Origin of the sequence: Marivibrio halodurans, assembly GCF_017963645.1 — a bacterium.
GTDB classification, from domain to species: Bacteria; Pseudomonadota; Alphaproteobacteria; order UBA8366; family Aestuariispiraceae; genus Marivibrio; species Marivibrio halodurans.
On the sequence record NZ_JAGMWN010000003.1, the window covers coordinates 446,132 to 472,726 of the forward strand.

General features: G+C 67.0%; 26 protein-coding genes. 12 read left to right on the forward strand and 14 right to left on the reverse strand.

Annotated features, from left to right (window positions below):
- The first annotated feature begins 207 nt into the window (after window positions 1-207).
- Genes KAJ83_RS08905 through KAJ83_RS08925 form a run of 5 tightly spaced genes read left to right on the forward strand, consistent with a single transcriptional unit; the run spans window position 208 to window position 5,369 of the window.
- Complete coding sequence (locus KAJ83_RS08905) at window positions 208-1,728, forward strand: class I adenylate-forming enzyme family protein (RefSeq protein ID WP_210681687.1); 1,521 nt, start codon at window positions 208-210, stop codon at window positions 1,726-1,728.
- Entirely contained in the window at window positions 1,725-2,654 is a 930-nt protein-coding gene (locus KAJ83_RS08910; protein ID WP_210681688.1) for an alpha/beta fold hydrolase, read from the forward strand. Before KAJ83_RS08905 ends, KAJ83_RS08910 begins: the two co-directional genes overlap by 4 nt.
- Before the next feature lie 28 nt (window positions 2,655-2,682).
- Window positions 2,683-3,450 (forward strand): SDR family NAD(P)-dependent oxidoreductase, encoded by a 768-nt coding sequence (locus tag KAJ83_RS08915; RefSeq protein WP_210681689.1) that lies wholly within the window; start codon window positions 2,683-2,685, stop codon window positions 3,448-3,450.
- Between the two features lie 48 nt (window positions 3,451-3,498).
- Window positions 3,499-4,236: an SDR family NAD(P)-dependent oxidoreductase gene (locus KAJ83_RS08920; protein WP_210681690.1), complete on the forward strand. Its 738-nt coding sequence runs from the start codon at window positions 3,499-3,501 to the stop codon at window positions 4,234-4,236.
- A 59-nt stretch (window positions 4,237-4,295) separates the two neighbouring features.
- A complete protein-coding gene (locus KAJ83_RS08925; protein WP_210681691.1) occupies window positions 4,296-5,369 on the forward strand; it encodes a LacI family DNA-binding transcriptional regulator in 1,074 nt (357 codons plus the stop codon).
- 58 nt (window positions 5,370-5,427) lie between these two features.
- Here KAJ83_RS08925 and KAJ83_RS19520 read toward each other — a convergent pair whose 3' ends face one another.
- The 12 genes from KAJ83_RS19520 to KAJ83_RS08985 all read right to left on the reverse strand — a co-directional run bounded on the left by KAJ83_RS19520 (window position 5,428) and on the right by KAJ83_RS08985 (window position 18,140).
- Window positions 5,428-6,417 carry a zinc-dependent alcohol dehydrogenase family protein gene (locus tag KAJ83_RS19520; RefSeq protein ID WP_210681692.1) on the reverse strand — a complete coding sequence of 330 codons (990 nt, stop codon included), beginning with the start codon at window positions 6,415-6,417 and terminating at the stop codon, window positions 5,428-5,430.
- 49 nt (window positions 6,418-6,466) lie between these two features.
- Window positions 6,467-7,147, reverse strand: a complete 681-nt coding sequence (locus KAJ83_RS08935; RefSeq protein ID WP_210681693.1) for a fumarate hydratase C-terminal domain-containing protein — start codon at window positions 7,145-7,147, stop codon at window positions 6,467-6,469.
- The gene (locus KAJ83_RS08940; protein WP_210681694.1) at window positions 7,108-8,073 is read right to left on the reverse strand and encodes a fumarate hydratase; all 966 of its coding nucleotides are present in this window, start codon (window positions 8,071-8,073) and stop codon (window positions 7,108-7,110) included. Before KAJ83_RS08940 ends, KAJ83_RS08935 begins: the two co-directional genes overlap by 40 nt.
- A 45-nt stretch (window positions 8,074-8,118) precedes the next feature.
- Window positions 8,119-9,840, reverse strand: a complete 1,722-nt coding sequence (locus KAJ83_RS08945) for an L-aspartate oxidase (RefSeq protein ID WP_210681695.1) — start codon at window positions 9,838-9,840, stop codon at window positions 8,119-8,121.
- A 15-nt stretch (window positions 9,841-9,855) separates the two neighbouring features.
- A complete protein-coding gene (locus KAJ83_RS08950; RefSeq protein WP_246484380.1) occupies window positions 9,856-10,215 on the reverse strand; it encodes a succinate dehydrogenase/fumarate reductase transmembrane subunit in 360 nt (119 codons plus the stop codon).
- Complete coding sequence (locus KAJ83_RS08955; protein ID WP_210681696.1) at window positions 10,212-10,547, reverse strand: succinate dehydrogenase; 336 nt, start codon at window positions 10,545-10,547, stop codon at window positions 10,212-10,214. Before KAJ83_RS08955 ends, KAJ83_RS08950 begins: the two co-directional genes overlap by 4 nt.
- A gap of 3 nt (window positions 10,548-10,550) precedes the next feature.
- Window positions 10,551-11,285, reverse strand: a complete 735-nt coding sequence (locus KAJ83_RS08960; RefSeq protein WP_210681697.1) for a succinate dehydrogenase/fumarate reductase iron-sulfur subunit — start codon at window positions 11,283-11,285, stop codon at window positions 10,551-10,553.
- A 254-nt stretch (window positions 11,286-11,539) separates the two neighbouring features.
- A complete protein-coding gene (locus tag KAJ83_RS08965) occupies window positions 11,540-12,430 on the reverse strand; it encodes a LysR substrate-binding domain-containing protein (RefSeq protein ID WP_281413110.1) in 891 nt (296 codons plus the stop codon).
- A 25-nt stretch (window positions 12,431-12,455) separates the two neighbouring features.
- Window positions 12,456-12,992 (reverse strand): 2,4'-dihydroxyacetophenone dioxygenase family protein, encoded by a 537-nt coding sequence (locus KAJ83_RS08970; protein ID WP_210681699.1) that lies wholly within the window; start codon window positions 12,990-12,992, stop codon window positions 12,456-12,458.
- A gap of 195 nt (window positions 12,993-13,187) precedes the next feature.
- Entirely contained in the window at window positions 13,188-13,820 is a 633-nt protein-coding gene (locus tag KAJ83_RS08975; protein ID WP_210681700.1) for an OmpA family protein, read from the reverse strand.
- Between the two features lie 16 nt (window positions 13,821-13,836).
- The gene (locus KAJ83_RS08980) at window positions 13,837-16,932 is read right to left on the reverse strand and encodes a caspase family protein (protein WP_210681701.1); all 3,096 of its coding nucleotides are present in this window, start codon (window positions 16,930-16,932) and stop codon (window positions 13,837-13,839) included.
- Between the two features lie 95 nt (window positions 16,933-17,027).
- Window positions 17,028-18,140 (reverse strand): SH3 domain-containing protein, encoded by a 1,113-nt coding sequence (locus KAJ83_RS08985; RefSeq protein ID WP_210681702.1) that lies wholly within the window; start codon window positions 18,138-18,140, stop codon window positions 17,028-17,030.
- A gap of 352 nt (window positions 18,141-18,492) precedes the next feature.
- Between KAJ83_RS08985 and KAJ83_RS08990 the strand changes: the two genes are divergently transcribed.
- The 7 genes from KAJ83_RS08990 to KAJ83_RS09020 all read left to right on the forward strand — a co-directional run bounded on the left by KAJ83_RS08990 (window position 18,493) and on the right by KAJ83_RS09020 (window position 24,827).
- Window positions 18,493-19,017, forward strand: coding sequence for a hypothetical protein (locus KAJ83_RS08990; RefSeq protein WP_210681703.1), 525 nt, complete (start codon window positions 18,493-18,495; stop codon window positions 19,015-19,017).
- 54 nt (window positions 19,018-19,071) lie between these two features.
- Window positions 19,072-19,410 (forward strand): hypothetical protein, encoded by a 339-nt coding sequence (locus tag KAJ83_RS08995; protein WP_210681704.1) that lies wholly within the window; start codon window positions 19,072-19,074, stop codon window positions 19,408-19,410.
- Window positions 19,411-19,486: 76 nt separating this feature from the next.
- A complete protein-coding gene (locus KAJ83_RS09000) occupies window positions 19,487-19,837 on the forward strand; it encodes a hypothetical protein (RefSeq protein WP_210681705.1) in 351 nt (116 codons plus the stop codon).
- 28 nt (window positions 19,838-19,865) lie between these two features.
- Window positions 19,866-21,476: a DUF4384 domain-containing protein gene (locus tag KAJ83_RS19635; protein ID WP_210681706.1), complete on the forward strand. Its 1,611-nt coding sequence runs from the start codon at window positions 19,866-19,868 to the stop codon at window positions 21,474-21,476.
- A gap of 53 nt (window positions 21,477-21,529) precedes the next feature.
- On the forward strand, window positions 21,530-22,150 hold the full coding sequence (locus tag KAJ83_RS09010; RefSeq protein ID WP_210681707.1) for a hypothetical protein: 621 nt from the start codon (window positions 21,530-21,532) through the stop codon (window positions 22,148-22,150).
- Window positions 22,151-22,287: 137 nt separating this feature from the next.
- Entirely contained in the window at window positions 22,288-23,316 is a 1,029-nt protein-coding gene (locus tag KAJ83_RS09015; RefSeq protein ID WP_210681708.1) for a hypothetical protein, read from the forward strand.
- A complete protein-coding gene (locus KAJ83_RS09020) occupies window positions 23,316-24,827 on the forward strand; it encodes a hypothetical protein (RefSeq protein WP_210681709.1) in 1,512 nt (503 codons plus the stop codon). The genes KAJ83_RS09015 and KAJ83_RS09020 overlap by 1 nt, the downstream gene beginning before the upstream one ends.
- Window positions 24,828-24,967: 140 nt before the next feature.
- On the opposite strand, the gene rplQ is transcribed toward KAJ83_RS09020, so the two are convergent.
- Together rplQ and KAJ83_RS09030 are read right to left on the reverse strand one after the other, a co-directional pair.
- Window positions 24,968-25,387, reverse strand: a complete 420-nt coding sequence (gene rplQ, locus KAJ83_RS09025; RefSeq protein ID WP_210681710.1) for a 50S ribosomal protein L17 — start codon at window positions 25,385-25,387, stop codon at window positions 24,968-24,970.
- A gap of 125 nt (window positions 25,388-25,512) precedes the next feature.
- Window positions 25,513-26,529, reverse strand: a complete 1,017-nt coding sequence (locus tag KAJ83_RS09030) for a DNA-directed RNA polymerase subunit alpha (RefSeq protein ID WP_417568564.1) — start codon at window positions 26,527-26,529, stop codon at window positions 25,513-25,515.
- Window positions 26,530-26,595 lie beyond the last annotated feature (66 nt).

The following is a 26,595-nucleotide window of genomic DNA, read 5'->3' on the forward strand; positions in this document are numbered from 1 at the left end:
GGTCGCCACCCCGCCTTCTCGTCTTATTGTTAGCGTTATCATAATTCCTTGACGGTCGAAATTGACCGCCTTTGGCATGATCGAGCAATGGTTACGTAATGCCAAGCATAAAACCTTCGACGGGTGAGGGGCGATTTCAAACTTGCCTATGGTAACGCTAACTCATACCCTTCCGAGAAACGATAATGACCTGGAGACGCCCGTAAGATGATCCCGTTCGACCTATTCCAGCGCGCCGCCGTTCGCTTCGCCGACCGGATCGCCCTCGAAGCCCCGGATGGGTCCGCGATGCGTTTCTCGGAACTTGCCGCGCGCACCGACGCGCTCGCCGCCGCGATCCAGGACCGCATCCCCGCGGGCAGTGGCCGGATCGGCCTGTGCGCCACCAACAGCACCGATCACGTCCTGGCTCTCCTCGCCATCCTCGCAAGCGGCCGGGCCTGGGTCCCGCTCAACCCCCGCAATGGGAAGGGTGAGTTGGAGGCCGTGCTGACTCTTGCCCGGCCGGACGCCATCCTGTGCGCCGACGATTGCCGCGACCGACTGCCCGATTGGAACGAAGGCCCGGTCATTCGTGTCTCGGCCGTGCCCGACGGGCCTGCCGGCCCCAGCATCGACGACTGGATGAAGAGCCATCACGGCCGGCGCCCGGCCCGGCCCCTACCCGACCTGTCCGAGGTTCAGGCGGTCAAGTTCACCAGCGGGTCCTCCGGCAAGCCGAAGGGCGTGCTGCAATCCTATCGCTGCTGGAACACACATGCGGTTTCGATCGCGCATGCCTTCGGCTTCACGGCGGAGGACCGCTTCCTGGCGGCGGCGCCGATCACGCACGGCACGTCCTGTTTCCTGCTGCCGGTCCTGTCGGCGGGCGGCGCCATCGTCATCCCCGAACGGCCGAAGCCCGGCCCCTTGCTGGAGGCTTTCGCGGAACGCGGTGTGACCGGCAGCTACATGACGCCGACCATGATCTACAATCTGCTGGCCGAGCCGGGTGCGACGGACCGCGCCTATCCAGCGATGCGCCATCTGATCTATTCCGGGGCGCCGATGCGGGTCGAGCAGATTCGCGAGACGCTGGCCGTCTTTCCAGGCGCGCTGGAAACCAGTTACGGTCAGGCGGAAGCCCCGCAGATCATCTCTTATCTGCGCGGGGCGGAGATGGCCGACCCCGCCGCGCAAGGCAGCGTCGGACAACCCGGCCCCCTGACCCGGATCGGAATCCTCGGTCCCGACCGCGCGGAAGTCATGCCCGGCGAGGTCGGCGAGATCGCGGTGCGCGGCGACCTGCTGTCCAGCGGTTACATCGGCAATCCCGAGGCACAGGCCGAGACCTTCGTCGACGGCTGGCTTCTGACCGGCGATCTCGGCCGGTTCGACGAGACCGGGCGCCTGTGGATCGAGGGCCGCAAGAAGGAGGTCATCATCTCCGGCGGCTTCAACGTCTATCCGGGCGAGGTGGAGAACGCCCTGGGCGGCCATCCGGCCGTTTTGGAATGCACCGTCTTCGGTATCGAGGACCCGAAATGGGGGGAGAGCGTGCAGGCCGCCGTCCAATTGCGCGACGGCGCCACCGCCGAAGAGGCGGAGATCATCGCCTTCGTCAAGAAAACCCTCGATTCCGTTAAAGCGCCGAAGCGTATCCATTTCCTCGACGACCTGCCCCGCAACGCGGTCGGCAAGGTGATGCGGCGGGATGCCAAGGCATTGATCCTGGAGCGCGCGTCATGACGGAAGCGGCAAGACGGCTCGCCGCCCTGAAGGAACGATTCGGCGCCGGCCGCTTCGTCGAGACGAACGGTGCCCGTCTGCATTACGCCCGTCTGGGCGACAGCGGGCCACCACTGATCCTGATCCATGGATGGCCCGAATTCTGGCTGACCTGGCATCGAAACCTGGAAGCGCTGGCGGAGGATTTCACGGTCTACGCCATCGACCTGCGTGGTTTCGGGGAGAGCCTCTGTTTGAACACGCGCGACGACACGCCCCTGACCCCGGCGGTGGTCAGCGCGGATATCGCGGGGTTCATGGATGCCCTCGGCATCGAACGCGCGGGCTTCGCCGCGCACGATGTCGGCGCCAATGCGATGCAAACGGTGGCGCGGGACCATCCGGATCGCGTCGCGGCGCTCTTCTTCTTCAACTGCCCGCATCCGGGTATCGGTAAGCGCTGGGCGGACCCGGACACGATTCCGGCGATCTGGTACCAAACCTTCCATCAGTTGGACGTCGCGACGCGACTTGTCGGTTATAATCGCGATACGATTCGGATTTATCTGGGCGCGATGCTGAACGGCTGGTCGCATGATCCGAACTGCTTCGACGCGGACGATCTCGAACTCTGGGTCGAGACCTTCTCCCGGCCCGGCGCGCTGGCGCGCAGCTTCTCCTGGTACAAGGCCGCCGATGCCGGCCGCCGCCGGTTGATGCGCGAGGGTCCGCCGCGCGACCTTTCGACCGTCACGGCGCCGACGCGGGTCTTCTGGGGAGCCGAGGACCCGATCATCAAGCCGGATTGGGCCGCCGCGCTGGCCGATGTTTATAGCGATATCCGAATAGACCTGGCCCCGGAAGCCGGGCACTTCGTGCATTACGAACAGGCCGAGGCGGCGAACCGCGAGATGCGCGCCTTCTTCGGCGAGAAATTGTCCGCCTGACGGGCAGGGATAAGGGGAGGAGTTTGGGATGAGCGCATCCAACGACCCGCGCGAGGTTGTCGTCATCACCGGCGCGTCCGGCGGCATCGGCGCGGCCAGCGCGCGGTGCATGGCGCGGCCGGGCATCGCCTTCATGCTGCATTACGCGAACCGATCCGACCGCGCCGATGCGCTGGCGGAGGAATTGCGCGCCGCGGGCGCCGAGGCCGGGACCATGCGCGGCGACATGCGCGAGGAGGCGGATATCGTCGGCCTGTTCGAGGGCGCCGCCGAGCGCTTCGGCCATGTCACCGGCGCCATTTTGAGCGCGGGCACCGATCATCCGAAATATGCGCTGGAAGACCTGCCGGCGGACGAAATCCACCGCGTCCTGACCCTCAACAGCGCCGCCCTCATCCTCGGCGCGCGCGAGGCCGTGCGGCGCATGCCGGAGACCGGCAACCGGTCGATCGTCAATGTCTCATCGCTCGCCGGCGGGACAGGCGGCCGGCCGGGCAAGAGCCTCTATGCCGCGAGCAAGGGGGCGGTCGACATCTTCACGCAAGGGGTCGCGCGGGAACTGGCGCCACGCGGCATCCGTATCAATTCCGTGCGCCCCGGCATGACGGAGACCGACATGATCGGCCCCGCCGTCGATACGCCCGAGAAGGCGGCCGCCGCGCGCGCGACCATCCCGATGCAGCGTTTCGGCAAGCCGGAGGAGATCGGCGAGACCGTCGCCTTCCTGATGTCGTCGAAGGCGTCCTTCGTGACCGGCGCCGTGATCGATATCGCCGGTGGCGGCTTCGCGATCTGAAGAACCGCGCGTTCTTGATCATTTGAAATTGGGCGAGGAGAGGACGGAATGGTGGAGACGGGAGTCTTGCAAGGTAAGACCGTGGTGCTGACCGGCGCGGCCGGCGGCATCGGACGGGTGATCGCCCGAATGGTGGCGGATCGAGGGGGCCGCTTGGTGCTGATCGATCCGAACGAGGCGGGAGCGCGCGAACTGTCGGATAGCCTGCCGGGCGGCCCGCATCCGGTCGTCGCCTCGATCCTGGAGAGCCCGGAGGCCTGCGAGGCGGCGCTCACCGCCGTCGATGGGCCGATTCACGCGCTGATCCACATGGCGGGACTTTTCGAACGGCATGAATTGACACCCGACGCGCGACCGATCTACGACCGCGCCATCGCCTCCAACCTGACGAACGGATTCGATCTGGCCATGGCCTTGATGGAACGCTTGCCGACGGAGGAGCCGATCCGGATGGTGTTCGCGAGTTCGCTGGCCTTCCGCCGCGGCAGCACCGGACGCGTCGCCTATTCCGCCGCCAAGGGCGGGGTCGTGGGGCTGGTGCGCGGCCTGGCGCGCAATCTCGGACCTCGCGCGCTCGTCAACGGCATCGCGCCGGGCGTGATCGAGACACCAATGATCAAGGAGATCGCCGCGGAGCGGGGCGATTCCATGCGTGCGGAAATTCCGCTCCAGCGCCTTGGAAAGCCGGAGGAAGTGGCGAATGTCGCGCTGTTTCTGATCGGCCCGGACTCAACCTATATTACCGGTCAGATCATCAATGTGGACGGGGGATTGATAAGTAGTTGAGGGTCCGCCCCTCACCCTCACCCGATCCGGCACGCATCAAGAAGGCATATTCAGGACAAATGGCCCCTAGCGAATCCGATCAGACGCCGTCCGAGGAACGGACCCGGCGCTCCCGCCGCAAGCAGGGCGAACAGGCCCGCATGACCGAGGTGGCGGAACGCGCCGGCGTCTCCGTCATGTCGGTTTCCCGCACCATCCGCGACCCTGAGCGCGTCTCCCGCAAGATCCGGGAACGCGTCGAGAAGGCGATGCGCGAGACCGGCTATATCCCGAACGCGCTGGCGAGTTCGCTCGCCTCCAACCGCACGCGGGTAGCGGCGGTGATCGTGCCCTTCATCAACGCCTCCTTCGGCGACACGATCCACGGCATCACCGACGTCCTGGAGGAAGCAGGATACGAGCTTCTGATCGGCCAAATCCATCATGCGGTGGAACGCGAGGAACGGCTGGTCGAGGCCTTTCTGAGCCGGCGGGTCGATTGTCTGGTACTGACCGGCTGCACCCATAGCGAGACGACGATCGAGCGTCTGCGCAACGGCCGCATCCCGGTGGTCGAGACCTGGAACCTCGCCGAGGACCCGATCGACAGCGTCGTCGGCTTTTCCAATTACGAGGCCGGGCGGGCCATGACCCGCTATCTGATCGGCAAGGGGCGCAAGCGAATCGCCTATCTCGGCGCGCCGACGGAGGGGAACGACCGCGCGCGCGACCGCGAGCGGGGCTATATCGACGCGATGGAGGAGGCCGGCCTGCCGCATGACCGAAAGGTCCGGGCCTACCGCCCCCTCGCCCTGCGCGAGGGCGCCGACGGCTGCCAGGAACTTCTGGAGCGCGCGCCGGATATCGACGCGCTCTTCGCGGCGAGCGACACGCTGGCCGTCGGCGCGCTTTTCCATTGCGTGAAACGGGGGCTTTCGATCCCCGACGATATCGCCGTCGCCGGTTTCGACGACGCCGATATCGCGGCCGTGATCCACCCGAGCCTGACCACCGTTCGCGTCCCGCGCTACGAGATCGGCCGGCGCGCCGCCATGCTGCTGGCCCAGCGGCTCGACGGTGTCGACGGGGAGGACGATTACGTCCAGCGTACCGTGGATGTCGGCTTCGAGATCATCATCCGCGATAGCGCCTGACGCCCTCCGGAAGGCGATGGAGACGGGACGGCCGGCCCTACCCCTCGGCGCGGCCGGTCTATCCCTCCCGATTGGGATGGATCAGCACCTTGCCGGCGCGCGCGCCCCGATTGGCATGCGCCAGCGCCTCGCCCAATCGATCGAAGGAATAGCGCGCCTCCACCGGCGCGTGAATCGTCCCATCCCGTAAATTGCCCATCAGGCCGCCGAAGAAGGTCTGCAATTCAGCGGGGGCGAGTTGCCCCAGCAACCGCGCGAGCCAGAAACCGGTCAACTGGACGCCGCCGAAGATCAGGCGCCCGGCGGCGATCCGGCAAGGCTCCCCCGACATCAACCCGTAATTAACGATCGTCCCACCATCCGCCATACCGCCCGCCATGCGATCCACCAGATCGCCCGCCACCGCATCGAAGGCAAGGCGCACCGGCTCTCCGTCGACTGCGTCGCGAACCCGGTCGGCCAGATCCGGCCCATCCACCAGAACGACATCCGCGCCCAAGTTTTTCAGCGGGGCCACCAGCGCGTCGCGCCGAACGATATTGACCGTGCGCACGCCCGCCCGCGCCGCCATGCGGATAACATTATGTCCGACCCCGCTATTGGCGGCGTTCTGCATCACCCAATCGCCAGCCGCGAGATCGACGAAATCGCGCAGCAGGCGCGCGGCCGTGGCGCCGTTCACCTTCAGCATGGCGGCTTGCTCGGGGTCCACGTCGTCCGGCAGGCGCACGAAGCTTTCCGCCGGTCCCAGAACGGCCTGGGCCCAATTGGCACGGCCGAGGCACATCACGCGATCGCCCGGCTTCAGGGATGAGACCCCGGCGCCGACCGCCTCGACGCACCCGACCCCCTCGATGCCGAGCGGACAGGGCGTCTCCGGCGTCGCGGCATAGCGCCCTTCGATCAACAGCAGATCAGCGGGGTTGATCGGGCAGACCTCCATCCGCACCAGCGCCTCCCCCGACCCGGGCGGGGACGGGTCCGGGCGTTCGACCAGCGCGACGACATCCTCCGGCGGCCCGATCCGGGCCAACTCCGCGATCAGCATGGTTCCCCTCCAGCACTATCGGCACCGTCCGGCGGCGCGACAACCGAGCCTACACGACTTCGTCGCTGCGGTCGTCGGTTTCGCCATAGCGGCGCAGGATCGCCGGTTTGCTGCCTTCATAGAGCTTCGGGAGACCTTCCGCGATCTGCTTGTTGGTCCGCTCGAACAGGCTGTTGCCTTCCAGATCGCTTTCCACCAGGAAGGGACCGAACTTCTCGACCTCGAAAACCCACATCGCCTGGGCCAGCCCCAGCTCCTCGATCCAATGGGCCGCGCGCACGCGCTTGATCCCCCGGCCGAGAAGCGCCCCGGTGCCGTAGCCGACGGTCGTCAGATAGATCGCCCCGTTCGGCGCGAAGACGTCCCGGTAGCTGCTGGCCTTCATGCCGCCCTTGCCGATGATCGCCTTGGCGCCGGTCAGTTCGAACCATTGATGCAGCCATTTATCGAACCGGAAGGAGGCGGTCGCCGACAGCGCGCCGACGCGATATCCCCCCTCCCCGTCCGGCGCGGCGGCGGGCGAGCAATGGAAGTTGATATTGCCCAATTCCGACAAGGGGGCCGGCAGGTCGTGTCCCTGTTCCAGCACCTTCTTGTAGACGCCTTCGCGGCCGGTATAGACCAGCCCGTCGAGATAGACGACATCGCCCAATCGCAGGCCGGCGACGTCCTCGGCGCTCAGCGGTGTCTTCAGGCGGACTTTGCGGAGCTTATCGGCGCGTTCGCCCATTCCACGCTCTCCCGTCTCGAATAAGGGGTGAACCAGGCCGGATCGGTGCGGTACTCGACCCGCCCGTCGGCATGAAGGCGCGCCGTCGCGCGGCGCGAGCTCAGACAAAAGGCATGCACGCTCATCGGCATGCCGCCGGTGTGGCAATACCCGCACTCGATATGGCAATCGACCACCATGGAGGACCCGACGAAGCCCATCGCGCCCATGCCGATGGAGTTGCCGAGTTCGATCAACTCCTCCTCCAACTCCGCCACCTTGGGGTCGGGGTTGCGGTCGCCGACGGTCCGCAGGCAGGCCGCCTGCTTGCCCAGCACCATGGTCGTATCCTTCGACCCGCCGAGACCGACGCCGATGATGGCCGGCTGGCAGGCGAGCCCGCGTTTGCCGAAGGAGATCAGGGTGTCGAGAAAGAACCGCTTGATGCCGTCGATGCCGTCGCCCGGAAACAGCATGCGATAGTCGGTACCGAACAGACCGCCCTTATGGACCGTGGTGATATCGATCCAATCGGCATCCGGCTCGAAGCTGTACTCGATCTCCGGTGCGTTGAGGCCGACATTGTTGTTGTGATCCGTGCGCCAGAGGGGATGCACGCGGTTGGGGCGCAGCGGCACGCTCGTCGTCGCCTCCGCCGTCGCGCCGCGCAGCAGCGCCTCCAGCTTGATCGGCCCGCCCTCGATCCGGGCCTCGTTGCCCATCTTGACGTACCAGCGGGGTACGCCGGTATCGGCGCACATGGCGCGGCGATCCTCCTTGGCGGCGTCGTAGTTCTCCAGCATCGCCTCCAACACGAAGGCCGACAGATCGCCGGTCTCCTTGTCGGCGACGCGCCGCAATCCCGAGAGATAGTCGTCGGGAATCTCGATGGCCGCCTTCTCCATCAGGCGGAGGGCGGTTTCCTGAATGCTGTCCGATGCGATCATTGCAAATCCCTTCCGGCGGCGGGGCGCGATTTCCACGCCAAGCGACTAGGCCGCCTCGATCAGGCTTTCGCCGGGGCTGACGATGCTGAAGACGACCGGGTCGTGCCGGGCTTCAAGCTTGCCATCCACCTCGCGAACCACGGTGAAGGTCGATGTCTCCAGGTCTCCCGTCTCCGGGAAGTCCTCGCGATAATGCGCGCCGCGCGAATCCTCGCGGATCTGGGCGGCCCGCGCGATCACCTGGGATATCTCGACCAGGCTGCGCAGATTGAGCCAATCGTGCCAGGTGAGGTTGAAGGCACGCTTCTCCGGCCCCGCGCCGGTGGCCATCAACTCCTCCCCCAGCGCGTCGAGCGAGGCAACCCCGCGCGCCAGACGGTCGGCATCGCGCATGACGCCGACATCGTCCCACATGTTATCCATCAGCCGGTCGCGCAGATCACCGACATTGGCGCCGCTGCGCCCGAAGGGTTCCCGCGCGCGGGCCAATTCGGCCTCGATCACGGTTTCGTCCGGGTCGGCGGCGAAGGGCATGGTCTCGCACAGCGCGGCCATCCGCTCGCCCGCGATACCGCCATAGACGGTGGAGTTAGCGACCCCGTTCCCGCCGAGACGATTGGCGCCATGCACGCCGCCCGCATCCTCGCCCGCGACGAAGAGGCCCGGAATGGCCGTGCGGCAATCCGTATCGACCACCACGCCGCCCATGAAGTAATGCGCGGTCGGCACCACCTCGACCAGCCCGCCGGCGAGGTCGAAGCCGCAGTCGCGGCATCGCTCGACCATGCCCTTGAAGGTCTTGCGCACATGCTCGGGGCCCAGATGGCTCATCGAGACATGGACGCCGCCATTGGGTGTCGTCCGTCCGGCGCGCATCTCCGAGAAGATGGAGCGGCTGACGACGTCGCGCGTCGCGCGCTCGGCCTTGGGGTCGTAGTTCTCCATGAACCGCTCCCCCTCACCGTTCAGCAGATGGCCGCCGGCCCCGCGCAGCCCCTCCTCCAGCACCGTGCCGGTCATCCGCGTATCCGGCCCGGCCAGCAGGCCCGTCGGGTGGAACTGCACCATCTCCATGTCGCGCAGATCGAGGCCGAGACGCAGCGCCATCGCCAGCCCGTCCATCGTCTTGTCGCCCGACGGCGTGTGATAGCGGTACATGGTCGGGCCGCCGCCGGTGGCCAGCAGCACCGCCTTCGCCTTGACGAAGCGGAAGTCGCCCGTGCGTACATCGACCATCAACGCGCCCGAGATGCCGGAGCCGTCGGCCGCCGGAATCAGACCCAGCACGCGATGCTCCTCCAGCGCTTTCAGCCCCAGCGTCAGGGCCTGCTCCATCAGGCGGCTGATGATCTCGATCCCGGTCAAATCGCCCTTATGGACCGTGCGGTCGAAGGTCTGGCCCGCGAAGGCCTTGTGATGCAGGGAGCCGTCGGGATTGCGGTCGAAGAAGCAGCCGAGCTCGTTCTCCAACTCCCGCACGCGGGTCACCGCCGTCTCGCACAGCGTCCAGGCCAGATCCTGATTCGGAATCCACTTGCCGCCGTTGATCGTGTCCATGAAGTGCCGCTCCACCGAATCCCCGGGGGAGAGCGCGACATTGTACCCACCCTGCACCATGCGGGTGCAGCCGCATTTGCCGAGCAAGCCCTTGACCGCGACCGTGATGTCCAGCGTCGGGCAGGATTGCGCGGCGTGAAGCGCCGCCATCAGCCCGGCGCCGCCGCTGCCGATGATCAGAATGTCCGTTTCGGACCGGTGGAGATGCATCGCCTTATCCTTCCCTCACCACGCCACGCCGAGGAACAGCAGGGCACCGGCCAGGGCCGCGCCCGCCGCCAGCGCGGCCATGTTCTTCTGCCAGGACCGCCACGCCAGCAGTTCGAGCGCGAGCAGGCGAAGTCCGCCCGCCAGATGCACCGCCAACAACAGGAACAGCCCCGTCTCCGCCAGCTTCACCAGCGGATTCTCCGTCCAGGCGAGGAAACCGTCGAGCGTCGCATCGCCCTTGATCGCGAAGCCGAGTACCAGGAAATGGAACGGCAGGAACAATGCCAGCAACACGCCGGAGACGCGATGCATCAGAAAGGCCCACCACAGCACCTGGCGGCGATGTGGTGCGCCGACCGTGCGGACCATGCTCATATCACCGCCCCCACGGCCCGGAAGCCCAACAGGATCAACAACAGCCCGACCGCCGCGACGGTCCAATTGGCGAGCGGCCCGCGAAAACCGAGCCACTCGGCCGCGACCATCCGCAACCCCAGGGCCGCATGGATGCCGGCGGCCAGCACGAACAGGCCGTAGAAGGCCGCCCAGAAGATATTGCCGCTCGTCCGGCTCAGGATCTCCTCGGCGCTGAGGCCTCCCTGGATCGCGATGATGATGGTGATCAGATGACCGATCACCAGCGGCGCCATGATCAGCGCCGTCAACCGCTGCGCGGCATAGAGATAGGCTTCGCGACGCGCGTTCATGATCTACACCGTCCCCTTCAGCGCCGCGCGGAACAGCGCGCGCTTCAATCCCGCGATCCCACCCGAGGGGTCGAGCCCCTGCGGACAATGGGCGGTGCACCCGGCCTGACTGTGGCAAAGATGGCAACCGCCCTCCCCGCCGATGGCGGCCAGCCGGTCGTCGCGCGCGACGTCGCGCCGGTCGTTGTGCAACGCCCAGACACGGTTGAGGGCCGCAGGCCCCAGGTAATCCGGGTTCCAGCGCACGGAATCGCAGGCCGCGTAGCAGATGCCGCAATTGATGCATTCGATCGCGGCGTCGGCTTCCTTGCGCTCCGGCTCGTCCGGACGGACCTCGGCGATCGGATCGTCGCGCGTCTCGCCGCCCTGGAAGGCACCGTTCGCGCGTTTCCACTTCTCGAAGAAAGGGGCCATGTCGGCCGCCAGATCGCGAACCACCGGCAAATTATCCAGGGGCGCGATGGTCAGCCGCCCGTTCCGTGCGACCTTGTCCACATGCGTCCGGCAGGTCCAGCGTGGCCGGCCATTGACCGTCATCGCGCACGATCCGCACATCCCGACCCGGCAGGCGAACCGATAGGCCAGGTCCGGGGCGATATTGCGCTGAATCCAGGTTACGACGTCGAGCACCGTCTGGCTCGCCCGATGGGGCACCGAATACTCGACATACTCTCCGCCGTCCGCATCGCCGCGCCAAACGCCGACGCTCAGCGTGGCGTCCTTATCGTCGCCGGCCATGTTTCCTCCGCCGATGTTTCCTCCCACCGTCACGCGCGCGTCCGACGCGGGTGTGACGGCGGCCCATGCCGTCGGATCTTCTGTCCGATCGGCCGGATCCGGGTCGCGTTCGCTCATGGGGCGCACGATAGCGGCGACATTTTCTTTAGTCCCAGGCGATCTATGAAAGGACTTCTTCAGAAAATCTAAAGATAAGAGGCCGGGCGACGCGCACCGATACCGGGAAACAGCCCCCTTTCCGGAGACCGTCCACGTCAGGCCGGCATCGTTTCGCCCCGCAATACGATCGAGAGTTCCCGCAAAAGTGCTTCCGCCGTGGGGGAGCGAACGCGGTTGCTGCTCTCCAGCAGTCCCAGCATGCGCGTCACCGGCGGCTGGCCGAAGGGCAGGGTTCGCACGCCGTCGGGCAACGCCCGGCTGGCCGACCCATAGGGTATGACGGATACGCCAAGCCCTTGCGCGACCAGCCCCGCGATCCCCTCCAGGCTATCGACCTCCATGGCGCTATCGACACGGATGCCGCGGCGCTCCAACTCGGAATCGATCAGCCGCGCCGCCCAGGCGAAGCGTTTGAAGCGGATGAAGGGGCGCGCCGCCAGCAGATCGGCATCCGTGTCGCCCTCGACATCGCTCGGCCCGATGACGACCAGGGGCTCCCGGCCGACGGCGGTCCAACGGAAGCCGGGCTTCACCTTTTCCGGCTCGGCCGTGATGGCGCATTCGATTCGACCACGCCCGACCAACGGCTCCAGATCATGCGAGAGACCGGCCTGAAGCGCGATGCGCAGGTCCGGCCGCGCCGCGCGCAGCCGTGCCAGGGATCGCGCCAAGGCTCCGCCGACCAATGTCGGGATCACCCCGATACGCAATGTGACGGGAGGGTCCCGCTTGGCCCGCGCGAAGCTTTCCTCCAGATCGCGGTAACCGACGACCACGTCCCTGGCCCGTTCCACGAACACGCGGCCGGCCGCCGAAAGCTCCGGCGGGCGACGCGCGCGATCGAACAATTCGATCCGGAAGCGTTCCTCGATCTGGCTGATGTGCTGGCTGACGCTGGATTGAGAGAGACCCAGCGCCTCGGCGGCGGCCGCGAAACTACCGCGGTCCGCCACCATGACCAAAGTGCGGAGCAGGCGGACATCCATGGCGGCCGCGCGCGCTTACGACCGCTTAGCGGATGAGCTGGTCGACATAGTCCGCGCCGAGTCCATTCGCCGCATAACAGGCACGACATTTGTCGATGCGCGTGAAGACGTCGTCATAACCGGTCTGCCGGCCATCCGGATCGACATAGATCATCGAGCCGTTGACCTGGAAGAAGGTGATCATCTCCTCCACATCCTCGTCGACGACGAGGGTATGCGTCTCACCCGGCGCTTCGAAGACATAGGCGCCTTCGGTCGCGACCCAGTCATGTTCCAAATAGCGCCAGGACCCCTTCAGCACGAAGCCATGCACGGCCTGCAGATGCCGGTGCCGGGACAACACGCCGGCTCGCCGCACCCGCAGGAGGTTGGTCCAAAACCCGGTCGAGGCGGAGAGGCAGAGCGGGCGGAACCACACTTGATCCTCCAACGGCACCCAGACACGTTCATCCTCCGCGACGGCATTCGGGATGACTAGTTCCGGGACGGATTCCTTCGGTTGGGGGTGGCGATAGGGTTGCCATTTATCGCCGCTCTTCGCGGTCTCGACGCTATCGGGCATTGGGGCCTCCTCAAGAATGGATGGATTGTTATGGTTATCCTTGCTTGAGCGGCCCTTGATCCTGCGAAAGCGCCGCCGTGGGGAATCGTGCCCCCAGACAGCGCCGAAGCCAAGACAATTTAAAGTAGCACCCCTTCATGTGCCGGAAGGATCACCCCACGGCGGGGTATGACGGGGGCGCGGCCAGTCCCTCCGTTATCTCGTGCCGCTGAAGGACACACGGCGATGTCCCGGACTTCCCGGCGGCAACCCAGGCAGAAGCTTGCTTTCACCATGACCGGCCACGCCCAGCCGCCCGCCATCGACCCCGTGAATATTGATCAGATAGTCGCGGACCGCCAGGGCCCGGCGCTCCGACAGATCGCGGTTGTAGCCCGCATCACCGGTCGCGTCGGCATGCCCCCCAATTTCGAAAATCATGCTTGGGTTGTCACGCATCGATTGCGCCAAATTGGCGAGCGCGGCGCCGTATTCGGAGCGCACGCGCGCGCTGTCCAGATCGAATTGAATGCGCAGACTCGCCGTGCGCGGCGCAGCCGGTCCGCCGGCGGCCGGGGCCGACGCGGGGGTCGATGCGGGGGTTGGGGCGGTCTTCGGTGCCACCTTGGGCGGCGGCGAGCCGAACACGACCTTACGCGTTCTCACCTTTGGCTTTCCGGCCGCCGGCGTGGCACCGAAGATGGCGTTCAGTTCCTCGACCGTCGGGGTCCGGTCGAAGACGGCCTCGTCGCCGTAGATTTCCTGCGCGTCGACCGTCCCGACCGCGAGACACGCCCCCAGGACGAGCGCCGCGCCCGTGGCGGCGCGACGGATGAGATGCGGTGTCATGGCTCCTCTCCCTTTCCTACTCTCCCGTCGATACGGCTTGGCTCGTGGCTGGCACGGCGCTGGGCGCCATGCGGCTCAGGGGAAAGAACGGATCTCCCCAGAACTTCGCGACCGGGTGCTGCGGCGCGCCGAGGGCCTCGGATCGCGCGATGACCTCGCGCTTCACATACCCGCCAAGTTCGGCGAGGCTAACCGCCCGGTCCGAATCCATGTCCGCCGCCCCATCGAGCCCGTCGATCGCGGCGGAGGTAAACAGCCCGTGCCCCATTCCCGCCGGATAGTCCCTTCCGTCGCTGTCGAGGGCGGTTCCCCGCGCGCTCGACAGAACGAAGCGGCCGGAATCGCGCGCGACTCGATCCACCAGCGATTGCGACCGGTCGGCCATCTGGCCGGCGGTCAGAACCTGAAAGGACCCGGCGAAGCAAGTATCCAGGATAATGATGAGCTTGTCGGACCCGATCCGCGTCAGGCTGTCCATCATCGCGGACTGGGAGACGGCTTCGCGGCGATAGATCTCGCGCAGGGCCGCGTCCTGGAAACGGCGGCCGGACATGACCTCGCCGATCAACTCCATGCTCGCGGTCCCGAATTCATGCGGCGCGAAGGCGTAATCTCCGTCCACCACGTCACCGTGACCGGATAGGAAAAGGATCACCGTATCCTCCGAACGCGCGCGTCCGGCGAGATCGGCGAGCGCCGCCAGAAGCCGCTCGGCCGTCACCTCGCTCTCGACCATCACGGTCACGTCGGCTTCGGTGAAGAGGCCGCCCTGCCCGGCGGCGCGCGCGAACCGCCGTGCGATCACGCGCGCGTCGTTGGCGGCGATTCCGGCGGTTAGGTCGAAATGATCAATGGCGTAGTCGGAAACACCGGCCGCCAGGACCCGCAGCACCCCTTGCCCATCCGAACCCGGCGCCGGCCCGTCGAGCAGCACGGTGGAGGCCCCGGAAGCAACGGTTCCGTCATCATTGAGGACGCGGACCTCGATCTCGTTGCGGCCGGGGACCAGGGCGATACGCTCGCGTTGCAGGCGCATGTGCTCGCCCTCGATCGTTCCCGTCGTCTCGGAGGTGAGCCGGACCCCGTTGCGCCGAACCTCGACCGCGCCGGCGGTACCCGCCGCCAGATCGATTTCCAGCAGGATTTCCGCCCTATCGCGCGTGCCCCCGGCTTGCCCCAGGACGGCGCGCATGGCACGCGTGCCCGGCTGGTCCTTAGGCGCGGCGCACCCCACCGAGTCGCCGGCATCGGTGACGCCGCAGACCTCCGTGATCGCGACGGCGGCGGGCAGGTCGCCCTTCAAGGTATCGGCCGCGCTGCCCTCGGCCTCGGCCGCGGCCGCCAGCAATGCCGCGTCGCCGGCCCGCGCGCCCAGCGCCGCGCGCACCAGATCGGGGCGGTAGAAGCGCCGGTACATCTGATCGATGCGCACGAAGCGGGCTTCTTCCTTGAAGCCCTCGTTCATCTGGTACCCGATCAGATCCGCGCCGGAACGGCCGTTCGCGTCGCGCGGGCTGTGGTCGAAGAATCCCGCCGGCGTCCAGGCCACCCAATGCGCGCCGTCTCTCGTCGCGAACATCGAGCGCAGCAACGCCCCGTTCTCGGCCGAGCGCCACTGCACCGTGCCGTCCCCCAGAAGCGCGATCAGGACCCGACCATCGCCCGACAGCGCCAGCCCCCAGACCGGCGCGCCCGCCACCCGGCGCCACAGATCGCGCCCATCCACGGACCGGGCACGGAGATAATAATTGGTACCAAGGAAAAGACGCTCCCCGGCAGAATCGGCGATCGCGTCCAAGGCACGCTCGTTCGCGTCGAGCGGCAGGATACGTTGATCGAGAGCAACCTCGCCGCTCTCGGCATCGATCGTCAGGGGCCGCCCGCCGGCCGTCCTGGGGGAAGCGATTAGGGGGGAAGCACCGTTTTCTTCCGCCGCCGTCCAAGGGGCGAGGGTTCCTTCGTCCGCGCGGAAAACCATGCGTTCTTTCCCACCCGCATCAAGCGTGAAGGAGACCGCGTTCCCGGTCCGATCGCTGCCCGGGCGATGGCGATAGGCACCGCGGAAGGACGGCGCCCCACCCCGCACGAAGAAGGCGGTCGACGGCGTCCCGTCCGGCGCGATGTCGAGCGCGCCCCACGCCCCGGACGCGGCGCCGAACAGGATGCGCGACCGCGCCTCCGTCCCGTTCGAGGAGGCGTCCCCCGTCAATGCCGTGATCGGCGATGCCAGTCCGGTTTCCGCCAGATCATACGCACCGATGTAACCGCCATCGCGCGACCAACTGTGGAGGCGTTGCCCGAACCCACCGTTTCGCGTGGTCCGTGCATCCTCGACCGCATGCAGGAAGGCGCCGTCCCGCGACCAGGCCGCGTCGGCGAGCCCGCCCAGCCGCAGCCCCGGCACCTCGAACAGACGGAACCCGCCCTCCCCCTCGACCGGCGCAACCGCCACCGCCGGACGACCACGATCGGTCACGGCGAGCAGGCCGCCATCGCCGGAAAGCGCCAGGCGCCAGACCGTCGCCGCGTTCGGAACCCGGGCCCGGCCCAGCCGACCGCCCGCCGCCCCATCATGGACGACGAGCGCGCCGGCGCCATCCAGCACGACGAGCCGCCCGTCCTTCAGAAACAGAAGATCGGATATCCCCGCCTCGAACGCCCGGTCGACCAGGACGGCCCGACCCGAGGCGAGATCGAAGACGCGTACCCCCTGATCCGGGCCGGTCAAGCCGACGGCGAGCCGACCGCCATCGGGCGAGAAGGCCAAGGCCCGCACCGGCGCCGGCAGCCCACGCAGCACGCCGAGCGGCCGTGTGCCGTCCGCACTCAACATCCGCACCGCGGCGCGCCCCTCGCCCCAGTCCCATCCCAGCCGTCCACCGACCGCCAGATGCTGGTCGCTCCGCGCGGCCGCGTAGATCGCGCCTTCGTCCCGTGGCCCGGCCGCCCCCCGCACGGTGTGGAGGAGCGTTCCCTCGCGCGCATCCCACAGCCGCACCGTCTGGTCATCGGAAACGCTGATCGCGCGCGCACCGTCCCGGCTGGCATAGAGGCGGTTCACGGCGGCCGTATGCGCGCCGACCGCGACCCGGACGATCGGTTCGCTCGGCATCGGCGGCAACGATTGCGCATGCCCGGGCGCCGCGAATGCGATCCCCGCGAAAAGGATCGATATCGATATCGCCGTCGTGAAGCGCACGTTCTTCCTCATCCATCCAGCGAGAAAACCGTGTCCTCCTCACGCTCGGCCCGGCGCGCCAGGCGCTCCAACTCCAAGCGCTTCTCCCGTCCCTCGAACATGACCCCGACCGTCTTCGTCTCGACCGAGGCGTCGTTCGGCACCGAGCGGGTCAGCGAGGCGAGCGTCGGCTCGACCGATGCATTCGACGCGACCTGGACGGTGCCCGAATCGTCCCGAAGAAACTGGGCGGCGACATAGGCCCGCCGCCCGTCATCGAGTTGAACGGTGGCCCAGCCGTCCGACGCCGGCGCCAGGACGAGCACACCCTGCCCGCCCTGAAGCAGGGTCAGCCGTTCGGACCCGGCGGACGGGGCGGCACGAACATTCAGGTTGGTTTCAGCATAGCGTCGGACCGGATAGCCGTCGGCGCCCGGCGGTGGCGCGGAAACCGACTCGGATGTCTGGAGATTGGGGTTCGACCAAGCCTCGCGCTCGGCCGCCTTGGCCTCGGCCAGCAGTTCACGGGCCTCTGGATCGCCGGAGGAAAGCGTCTCGGCGGCCGCGACCAGCTCCTGGTGCCGCTCGTCGACACGCGCGCCAATCGCACGGACCGTCGTGATGTCGTCGTTATAGCGCGCGCGTTCGGTATCGAGCGCCTGCTGCGCCTGCTCGCGCGTCAGACGGCCGGCCTTGAAATCGCGCTTGACCCGTTCCGCGGTCTGAATGCGGCACTGCCGCGCCGCGGAGAAGCTGTTAAGCGCGCGCACGACCTGCGCTGATTCCCGCGCGGAATCCTGATAAACCGTGCGCGTCAGGCTCGCCCTGTCCTCCGCCTCGCGCTGACGGGCGGATAGATAGCCGCCGCCGGCCCCGGCCGCCGCGCCGACGAGGCCGCCCCGCAGCGCACCCCCGACATCCCCGGTGATCAGTGCCCCGATCAACGCGCCGCCCACCGCGCCGATCACGGCGCCCTGCACGATATTGCGTTCGAAGTAACTCTTGGAGCCGCGCAGCTCCTCGGAATGACGGCCACACAGATCGTCCGACGCGATCTGCCGCAATCCCAATTCCCGCGTCAGACTATCCGCCGTCTGGCACCCGGACGACAGTACCATGCCCCCGACCAACAGTGCCGACACGGCACGACGCCCCCGAGTCGCTCGATAAAACCGCCCCCTCATCGTCTTGCCCCCTCTCTCCACGCATTCGCCACCCCATCCTGGAGCCACCCCACGGGCGAAGAGGTCCAGGACATGCGGACACGGATTAAACCCGTTTTGCGTGCTTAAAATTGATACTTTACGCATTACGGGACACCACCTTACGGCGTAATCGTGGGAAATGTCATCCTGCTATCTTAATTTTTAATAGAAATTTTTCACATTTTAAGGTTGATATTCTCCAGTGGGTCGCGGTTAGATAATACCCTCTTTAATTATCATCGATCAATAATCGCTATTTATAAGGGTTTCAGAGATCGGGAGCGCGGCAATGTTCGACAGGCGATCCATCCCAAGGTCCGGGCGACCTATCCGCCATCCCTTGGCGGCGGCGCTGGGGGCCGCCACGATCGCGGTGGCCGCGATCATCCCGCCCGCACCCACGCATGCGGGGGACGCGCCGGAAAGCGTGCAATCCCAAGGCCCTGCCCCCGACAGCACATCGCCCAACGACGGCACGACCGAGGATCTGGGAACCCGGATCAAGCGACAGGTTCGCGAGGCCCTTCAACAGGCAGGCATCGACAGTTCGAACGACACCGCCCCCGACGGGGGAACGGTGCGGATCGACGGTAACGCGACCATCGACGCGCGCAGCCGGTCGGTCACGACCACCGCCCGGAACGGTCCGGATGGCGCGCCATCGACCGCACGCACCTGCGTCGGCTCGATCGGCGGGGGGGGGGGCGCGGACGTCCAAATCACGGGGAAGCTCGTCGTCAAACGATCCGGGACGACGAACGAGTGCGAGTGCGACTCGCCCGGCGCCGCTTGCGAGAGCCAGCCCGCCGACTGACCGCGCGCATCATCGCGATGCGTCACCGAACGACCAGAGAAGGGGAGAACACAGATGCAAAAGATCCTTACCGCCACCGGCCTCGCCATTCCGATGGCCGGCGCCGCCATCCTTCTGTTCGCCGGTACCGCCATGGCCCAGGAACAGCAGGGCGCCGGCGTCCAGATCCAAGGCGATACCGAGATCAACGCGACCGCCGACACCGTCACCACGACGGCGGTCGGCACGGGTAATACCGCCGAGAGCAATATCGGCACGATCGGCGGCGACAGCGTCAATATCCAGGGCGACACCGAGATCAACGCCTCCGCCGGAACCGTCACCACCACCGCCGTCGGCAGCGACAATTGCGCGAAGAGCAATATCGGGGCGATCGGCGCCAAGGCCTGTTGATCCGCTGATCAATGGTGGCGCGTGGCCGGAGGGTCGCGCGCCGCCCCTTCCCTCGACCGACCATGGGAGAGACGCCATGTCCGCGCGTGAAACACCGACGCCCTATCCGCGTCGCCGGATGCTGGCGGGGCTCGTCGCCCTGCTGGGTACCGGTCTCGCCGCCCGGGCCGCGATACCGGCCGCCCGGGCGCAGGACCTCAACCGGCGCCAACACGCGCCCCCCGGCTCCAACTCCAAGAAAATCCGGGTCCTTACCCGCGCGCGCCAACAGGCCGCGGAACAGAGCCAAGGTCTGAACCGCGACACCGTCAACACGGATTGCAGCCCGGTCGAGATTGGCAACCAGCAGATACCCGAGAATGGCCGCCTGCCGCGGGATGAGCAGGTCGTCGTCGTGCCGGGGGATATCATCAATATCTGCCGCTGAGCGCGGCGGCCGGGGGGAGAGAGGTACCGTGATCCGCACATCGTTCAATGCGTCGATGCTCGCCGCCGTCCTGTTCGCGGGTATCGGCTGTCAGACCATGACCGACCCGGAGAAGGCCCGCGTCATCGCCAATCCGACGACGCCGGTGGTCAAGACGATGACCAGCTTTTCCGGCGCGCTACGCTGCATGGATGATCTGTTCGCGGATTACGGTAAGCGCGACATCACGATCACCAGCGACGGCATCCCGGACGAGACGGGCAAGGTCCAACTCGGCACCAAGGAGATCATGATCTCGACGATCTCCAAGATGTCGGCCAAGAGCAACGCCTTCCGCTTCGTCGACGTGGAACAGTCGGGCGACATGATCTTCTGGATGAACAACAAGCTCGGCACCGATTCCTTGCTGACCCCCGACTATTATGTGCGTGGATCCATCACCCAGGCGGATACCGGCGTCGCGACGGACAGCCAGGGGGCCGGCATCGGCCTCCCCTTCCTGTCGCTCGGCTATTCGCAGGACCAGATGCTGGCCCTGGTCTCGATGGACCTCAATATGGGCGTCACGCGGACCCGCCGGATTCTGCCGGGCCTCCACACCTCCAACACCATCACCATCATGCGCAGCGGCCAGAGCGGCGACGCGGAAGGTCTAATCGGCAAGGGCAGCGTCTATCTGGAGGTCGCCCAGGATCAGAGCCAAGGCACGCATCAGGCGGTTCGCACGCTCCTCGAACTCAGCCTGATCGAAACGCTGGGCAAGTTCACCAAGGTGCCCTATTGGCGCTGCCTGCAACTCGATTCCACGAACCCGGCGGTCATCGTCCAGGCGCGCGACTGGTACGACCAATTCACGCCGGAGGAACGGGTCCGCGTGATCCAACAAGCCCTGGCGGCGACGAAGGATTATGCCGGCTCCGTCGACGGACGCATGACCCCGGCGCTTCAGCAAGCCGTCAACCGATACAAGTCGCGCGAGGATCTGATCGCCGACGGCCGGATCGATTTCGACATGTATCTGAGCCTGCTGGCCGAGAATGTCGCGGTCGCGCCAACGGAAGGGGCGCTATCCGACAAGGATCAGAGCGCCGACCTCCAGCCCCTATCCAACACATCCGCCGCCACGGTCGAACCGGCATCGGCGCCGGCCCAGGCCTCGGTCATGCCGCGATCGCCGGATGCCGGGGTCGATCCGATCGGCCTGAGCGTCCGCCCCGTCGGCGGGGCGGAGAACGCCGTGCGCGTCGGTGACGAGATCAGCTTCCGCATATCCGTGCGCAAGCCCGCCGACGTCTATTGCTATTACGAAGGATACGGCCAACCGGCGACGCGCATCTTTCCCTCGCGCTTCCAGTCGGACGGCCGGGTCAATCCCGGCGCGCCGGTGACCGTGCCGCCGACGGACGGGTCCTTCTCCATCATCCCCGATGCCGAGACGGTGGAGCAGATCGCCTGCATCGCGGTCGCCGAGCCCTACGGCCCCGCCAAGGAGCCGGCTGTTCTGGCCGAGGGCGACCTCACCCCGCTTAGCGCGGAGCGCCTCTTCCGGGTGGTTAATCAGCATCTGGAAGCCGATCCCGACAACAGCTCGATCCAGCATCTGCGCTATCAGGTGCGCCCGGTCGCCTTGACGAATTGAGGCGGCGAATCGAGGTGGCGCCCCCACGCCGGAGGAACGGAAGGGAGAGACCGATGACCCCGCGAGACCTCGGCCGATCATTCCGGCGCTCATGGCCGCCCCTTGCCCTCCTTCTCCTCATGCTGGCGGGTTGGGGCACGACGGCGAGCGGACAGGAACAGGGAACCGATGCCCCGTCCCGAATCGACCAGGGCGACCCGCTGCGCAACGACACCCAGACGATCATCATCGCGCCCGATGCCGAGAATAGCCGCGTTCCCGACGGCGCCGTCCGTCCCGCCGAGGCGGGGTTGGAATACGGTCCCGGCACGCGGACGGACAACGCCCCCGGCCCTGCGCAAAGCAATCCGGACGCCCGCACGATCCTCTATGTCGGTGATGGTCCCGGACGCGCCGTCCCGGTTGAGGAAGGGGGCGCCGGGGGTGTGACGATCAGCGGCGAGCCGCCGAGCGACGCCGAGCGCATCCGCCTGATGGCGAAGGACGCCCAGAAACGCGGCGATACCGTGGGAGGCCGGAAGGTCGAGGGCGGCGCCCCCGAGGGCGCGGTCGATACCATGATCCATGTCGACAACGTGATCGTCACGACCGGACGCGGCGGAGAAAACCGCAACAAGGCCTGCGTTCGGATCGGGGCCGTCGGCTCCGCGCAAGGGGATTGCGGCGCGGATTGAGCCGCCCCTTTGGGGGCGAGGGGGAGTGAAGTATCGCGATGACCTCACCACGACACTCCTGTTTTCCCAGGCTTTGGAGGACGCGATACCGGCGCGGGCTGGCGACGCTCATCCTTCTTGTATTTTCTGGCGCGCTCATGGCGGGGCGGGTTGAAGCCGCCGACCCGCCGCCCGCGCCGGGGGAGCGAACCGGCCTTTCCATCCATCGCCTGACGCCGGAGCAGAGGAGCCGCCCGGATGTGGCCCGCCTCATCGGGGCGGCGATCGACTTCCGCCTACAGGGGGTGAACGCCCCCGAGGCGTTGAACGAGCGTTTCGCGGCGGCCGGCACGGCCCCCCTCGCCCTCGACAACGTGCGGATCGGGGACCGGTCCAGCCGGCTGCTTGCCTGGCGCACCTTCTTCCGGGGCAGCCAGGCCCAGATGGGCGGCGGCTTGAGCGAGACCCCGCTGATCGGCTTCTACAATCCCTTCGTCGATTATTGGCTGATGACCCGCTGGCGGCCGGTGGCGGACGCCCCGCCGAAACTGATATCGGCGGACCTGTTCCCCGGTGCCTTCCTGCGGGACGGAAAGACCCGGCGCGCGGGCCGCATCCCGGCCGCGCCGGAATGGTTGAGCGGCGCGGCACAGGCAGTCGACCGCGGTGCCGCCATCGGCCTGCGCGACGCGTTGCAGGAATCGACCGCCCTGACGCTCGCCACCTTCATGGCGCGCTTCCCGGAGGCGTCCGAGCACGCGCCGCGCCTGCCGGATGCCGATATCGCGCCGATCATGGTAACGGGAATTTTCAGCAACCGTCTCTCGGTGCTGCTGTCCGACATCGTCGATTTCGCCAGGACCGACCCACTCGCCACCGCCTATGACGCCGTGAACGAGGCCTTGCGCCAGGACCGGCCGGAGGGACTGGCGGATCTGGCCGCGCCGGACAGGCCGATCGGGACGATCGACCTTCTGGCGGAAGTCCCCCTGCCCTTGCGCGAGGATCTGGCGCCGATCGCCGCCTATGACCTTGGACGCGGTTGGGCCGTTTTCTCCACGCCCGTGGTGACGGCGCGTTGGCCCATCCTGGGGCTTTTCTCGGCGCCGGGCGGGGGTGGCGCGCGCGCGCCCGTGCACGCGGTCACGATCCACGATCTCTATACCCGCATCCTGGGGGGCGCGTGATGCGGGCGCACGGATTGCCCACGGTCCTTGCCGGCCTTTTTCTCGCCGTGCTGCTAACCCTCGCCGCCGCCCCGTCGGCCATGGCGCGGGACGGCGATGGACAGGCAGCCGGCGGGCTCGGCGATTTCAAGGCGGCCGCCCCCGAAAGCGGCGTGAAGAACAACTTCACGAAAGATTTGGCCGGCGCGGTTGGCGAGGCGCTCTTCGATATCGCCGTGGAGGGCGCCCGGGATATCGCAGGCGATGTCGCGGAACTGGGGATAAAGGCGCTTGGCCGCCCGCTCGTCCGGCTCGTCGCCACCGGATGCGGCGCCGTGGGCGGGCGTTTCGCGGGGGTGCCGGGCGCCGTGCTCGGCTATGCCGGCTGTCACGCCCTGGGGAGTGTCGCCATACGAAAATTCGCGGATATGGTCGGGGACTGGATCGAGGGGGAGGAGGATATCCAACGGAGTCGCTTCGCCCGGCGGGAAAATCCCTTCCCGACCGGACGGCCGACTGGGTCCTCGCCCGGGTCGCTCGGCGGTGGGACGATCAAGGGGGATGTGCTGATCTCCGTCTTCGCGGCGGGTCCCGTGACCACCACGGCCACCGGATCGGGGGCGAAGGCGACGACCAATCTCGGCATCGCCAATGCCGGCGGCACCAGCGTCACGGTCACCACCGGCGGGCCCGTCACGACCCGTGCCGAGGGGCCCGGCGAGGCGCGCACCGACATCGGCGTCGCCACCGGCGAAGGCGCCCGCGTCACCGTCAATGTCGACGGCAGCGTCACCACCATCGCCACGGACCGGGCCAAGGCCAGCACCGAGATCGGCATCGGGAGCGGCGAGAACGCGCAAGCCCATGTCGCCATAGACGGCACCGTCACCACCCGGGCCGAGGATCGCGGCGAGAGTCGGGCGCGGATAGGCGTCGCCGCCGGCGACAGGAGCGAGGTCGTCGTGACCAGCGACGGCACGATCACCACCCTTTCCTCCGGCTCCGGCAAGGCGGTCAACGAAATCGGCGCGGCCCATGGCGATGGGTCGAGCGCCACCGTCACCCTACAAGGCGACGTCACCGCGCGCGCCTCCGGCCGGGGGCGGGCGGAGAACGCCGTCGGCGTCGCCCAGGACGGCCGGATCAACGTCACCGTCGATGGCGATGTCACCGCGATCGGGCGCAGCGGCGCGGCGACGAACGATATCGGCGTCGGGTCGAGCGGTACGACGCATGTCGGCGGCGACATCACGACGACCGCCGACAGCGGGCGCAATAGCATGACCTCCATCGGCGCCAACGGGTCCGCCTTCGTGAATGGGGATGTCATCAACGAGAAAGGTCGTGTCAGTGTCGGTGGTGCCGGCGCGTGCGAGAAATCCCGTGACGGCCGCTGCTGCCTGGACATCTATCGCAACCGTTGCGTGACGAAGATCATGCCGAAATCGAAATATGGCTGCCCGCCGCGCTTCATCCATGCCAAGGGACGATGCTACTTCATCCCCGATTATGACCACTTCTTCGACAATTGAGCGATGCGCCGTACCCCGCCCATACCCGGCATGACGACGAGCCCGGCCCCGAACGCGAAAGGGCGGCCCGAAGGCCGCCCCCTGCGTAATCCGTGATGGGCTGGAACCGCGCCCGCTAACCGCGCCCGGTCGGGGAGACCTTACTCCTCGCCGTCGCGATCCTCCTCGCCCGTCGGGCCGCTATCCTGGCCCTTGGCGTCCTCGTCCCGGTCGACGAACTCGATCACCGCCATCGGTGCGTTGTCGCCGTGGCGGAAGCCCGCCTTCAGCACGCGGACATAGCCGCCCGGGCGCTCCTTGTAACGCTCCGCCAGCGTGTCGAAGAGCTTCGCCACGGCCTTGTCGTCGCGCAGCTTGGCGAAGGCCTGGCGGCGGCGGTGCAACCCGCCCTTCTTGCCGAGCGTGACCAGCTTGTCGGCGACCGGCTTCAGCTCCTTCGCCTTCGGCAGCGTGGTGACGATCTGCTCATGCTTGATCAGCGAGGCCGCCATATTGGCGAACATCGCCTTGCGGTGCGAGCTGGTGCGGTTGAGCCTGCGGCCCTGATTTCCGTGACGCATTGTCCGATCCTTCTCTTCTTTCGATCTTGCCTGCCGCCGGTCGCTTCGGACCGGGACGGTGCCCCGGCTCCGCGGCTACTGCCGACGGTGGATGGTCAGGCGTTGTGGTTCGCCCAAGGCCGTTCTCAGAACGGCTCCTCGAGCTTCTTGGCCAGTTCCTCGATGTTGTCGGGCGGCCAGTTCGGGATGTCCATGCCGAGCGCGAGGCCCATCTGGCTGAGGACTTCCTTGATCTCGTTGAGCGACTTGCGGCCGAAGTTCGGCGTGCGCAGCATCTCGCCCTCGGTCTTCTGCACCAGATCGCCGATATAGACGATGTTGTCGTTCTTCAGGCAATTGGCCGAACGGACGGAAAGCTCCAGCTCATCGACCTTGCGCAGCAGGTTCTTGTTGAAGGGAAGCTCGCTCGGGGCCTCCTCCTCGCCGCGCTGATCCGGCTCCTCGAAATTGATGAAGACCTGGAGCTGATCCTGCAGGATGCGCGCGGCGAGCGCCACGGCGTCATCCGGCGAGACCGCGCCGTTGGTCTCGATCTGCAGCGCGAGCTTGTCATAGTCGGTGGTCTGGCCAACGCGGGTGTTCTCGACCTTGTAGGCCACCTTGCGCACCGGGCTGAACACCGAATCGACCGGGATCAGGCCGATCGGCGCATCCTCGGGACGGTTTTGCGTCGCCGGGACATAGCCCTTGCCGTTATTGACCGTGAACTCGATATTCAGCTTCGTGCCCTTGTCGAGCGTGCAGATCACGTGATCCGGATTCATGATCTCGATGTCATGCCCGGCCGTGATCATCCCGGCGGTCGCCTCGCACGGACCCTCGGCGGAAAGACGCATCTTCTTCGGCCCCTCGCCATGCAGACGAAGCGCCAGCGCCTTCACATTGAGGACGATGTCGGTCACATCCTCGCGCACGCCATTGATCGAGGAGAACTCGTGCAGCACGCCGTCGATCTGGATCGAGGTGACGGCCGCGCCCTGCAGCGAACTCAACAGCACGCGCCGCAAGGAGTTGCCGAGGGTCATGCCGAACCCACGTTCCAGCGGCTCGGCGGTCACGGTCGCCTGACGGTTCTTGTCCGCGCCGGGCGCGATGTTCAACTGCTTCGGCTTGATGAGAGCCTGCCAGTTCCGTTGCACGATCGCTGCGGGTTCGCTCATGGAAATCGGCCTCTTTCTCTAGAAAGCGGAAGACCGGATGCGACTTAG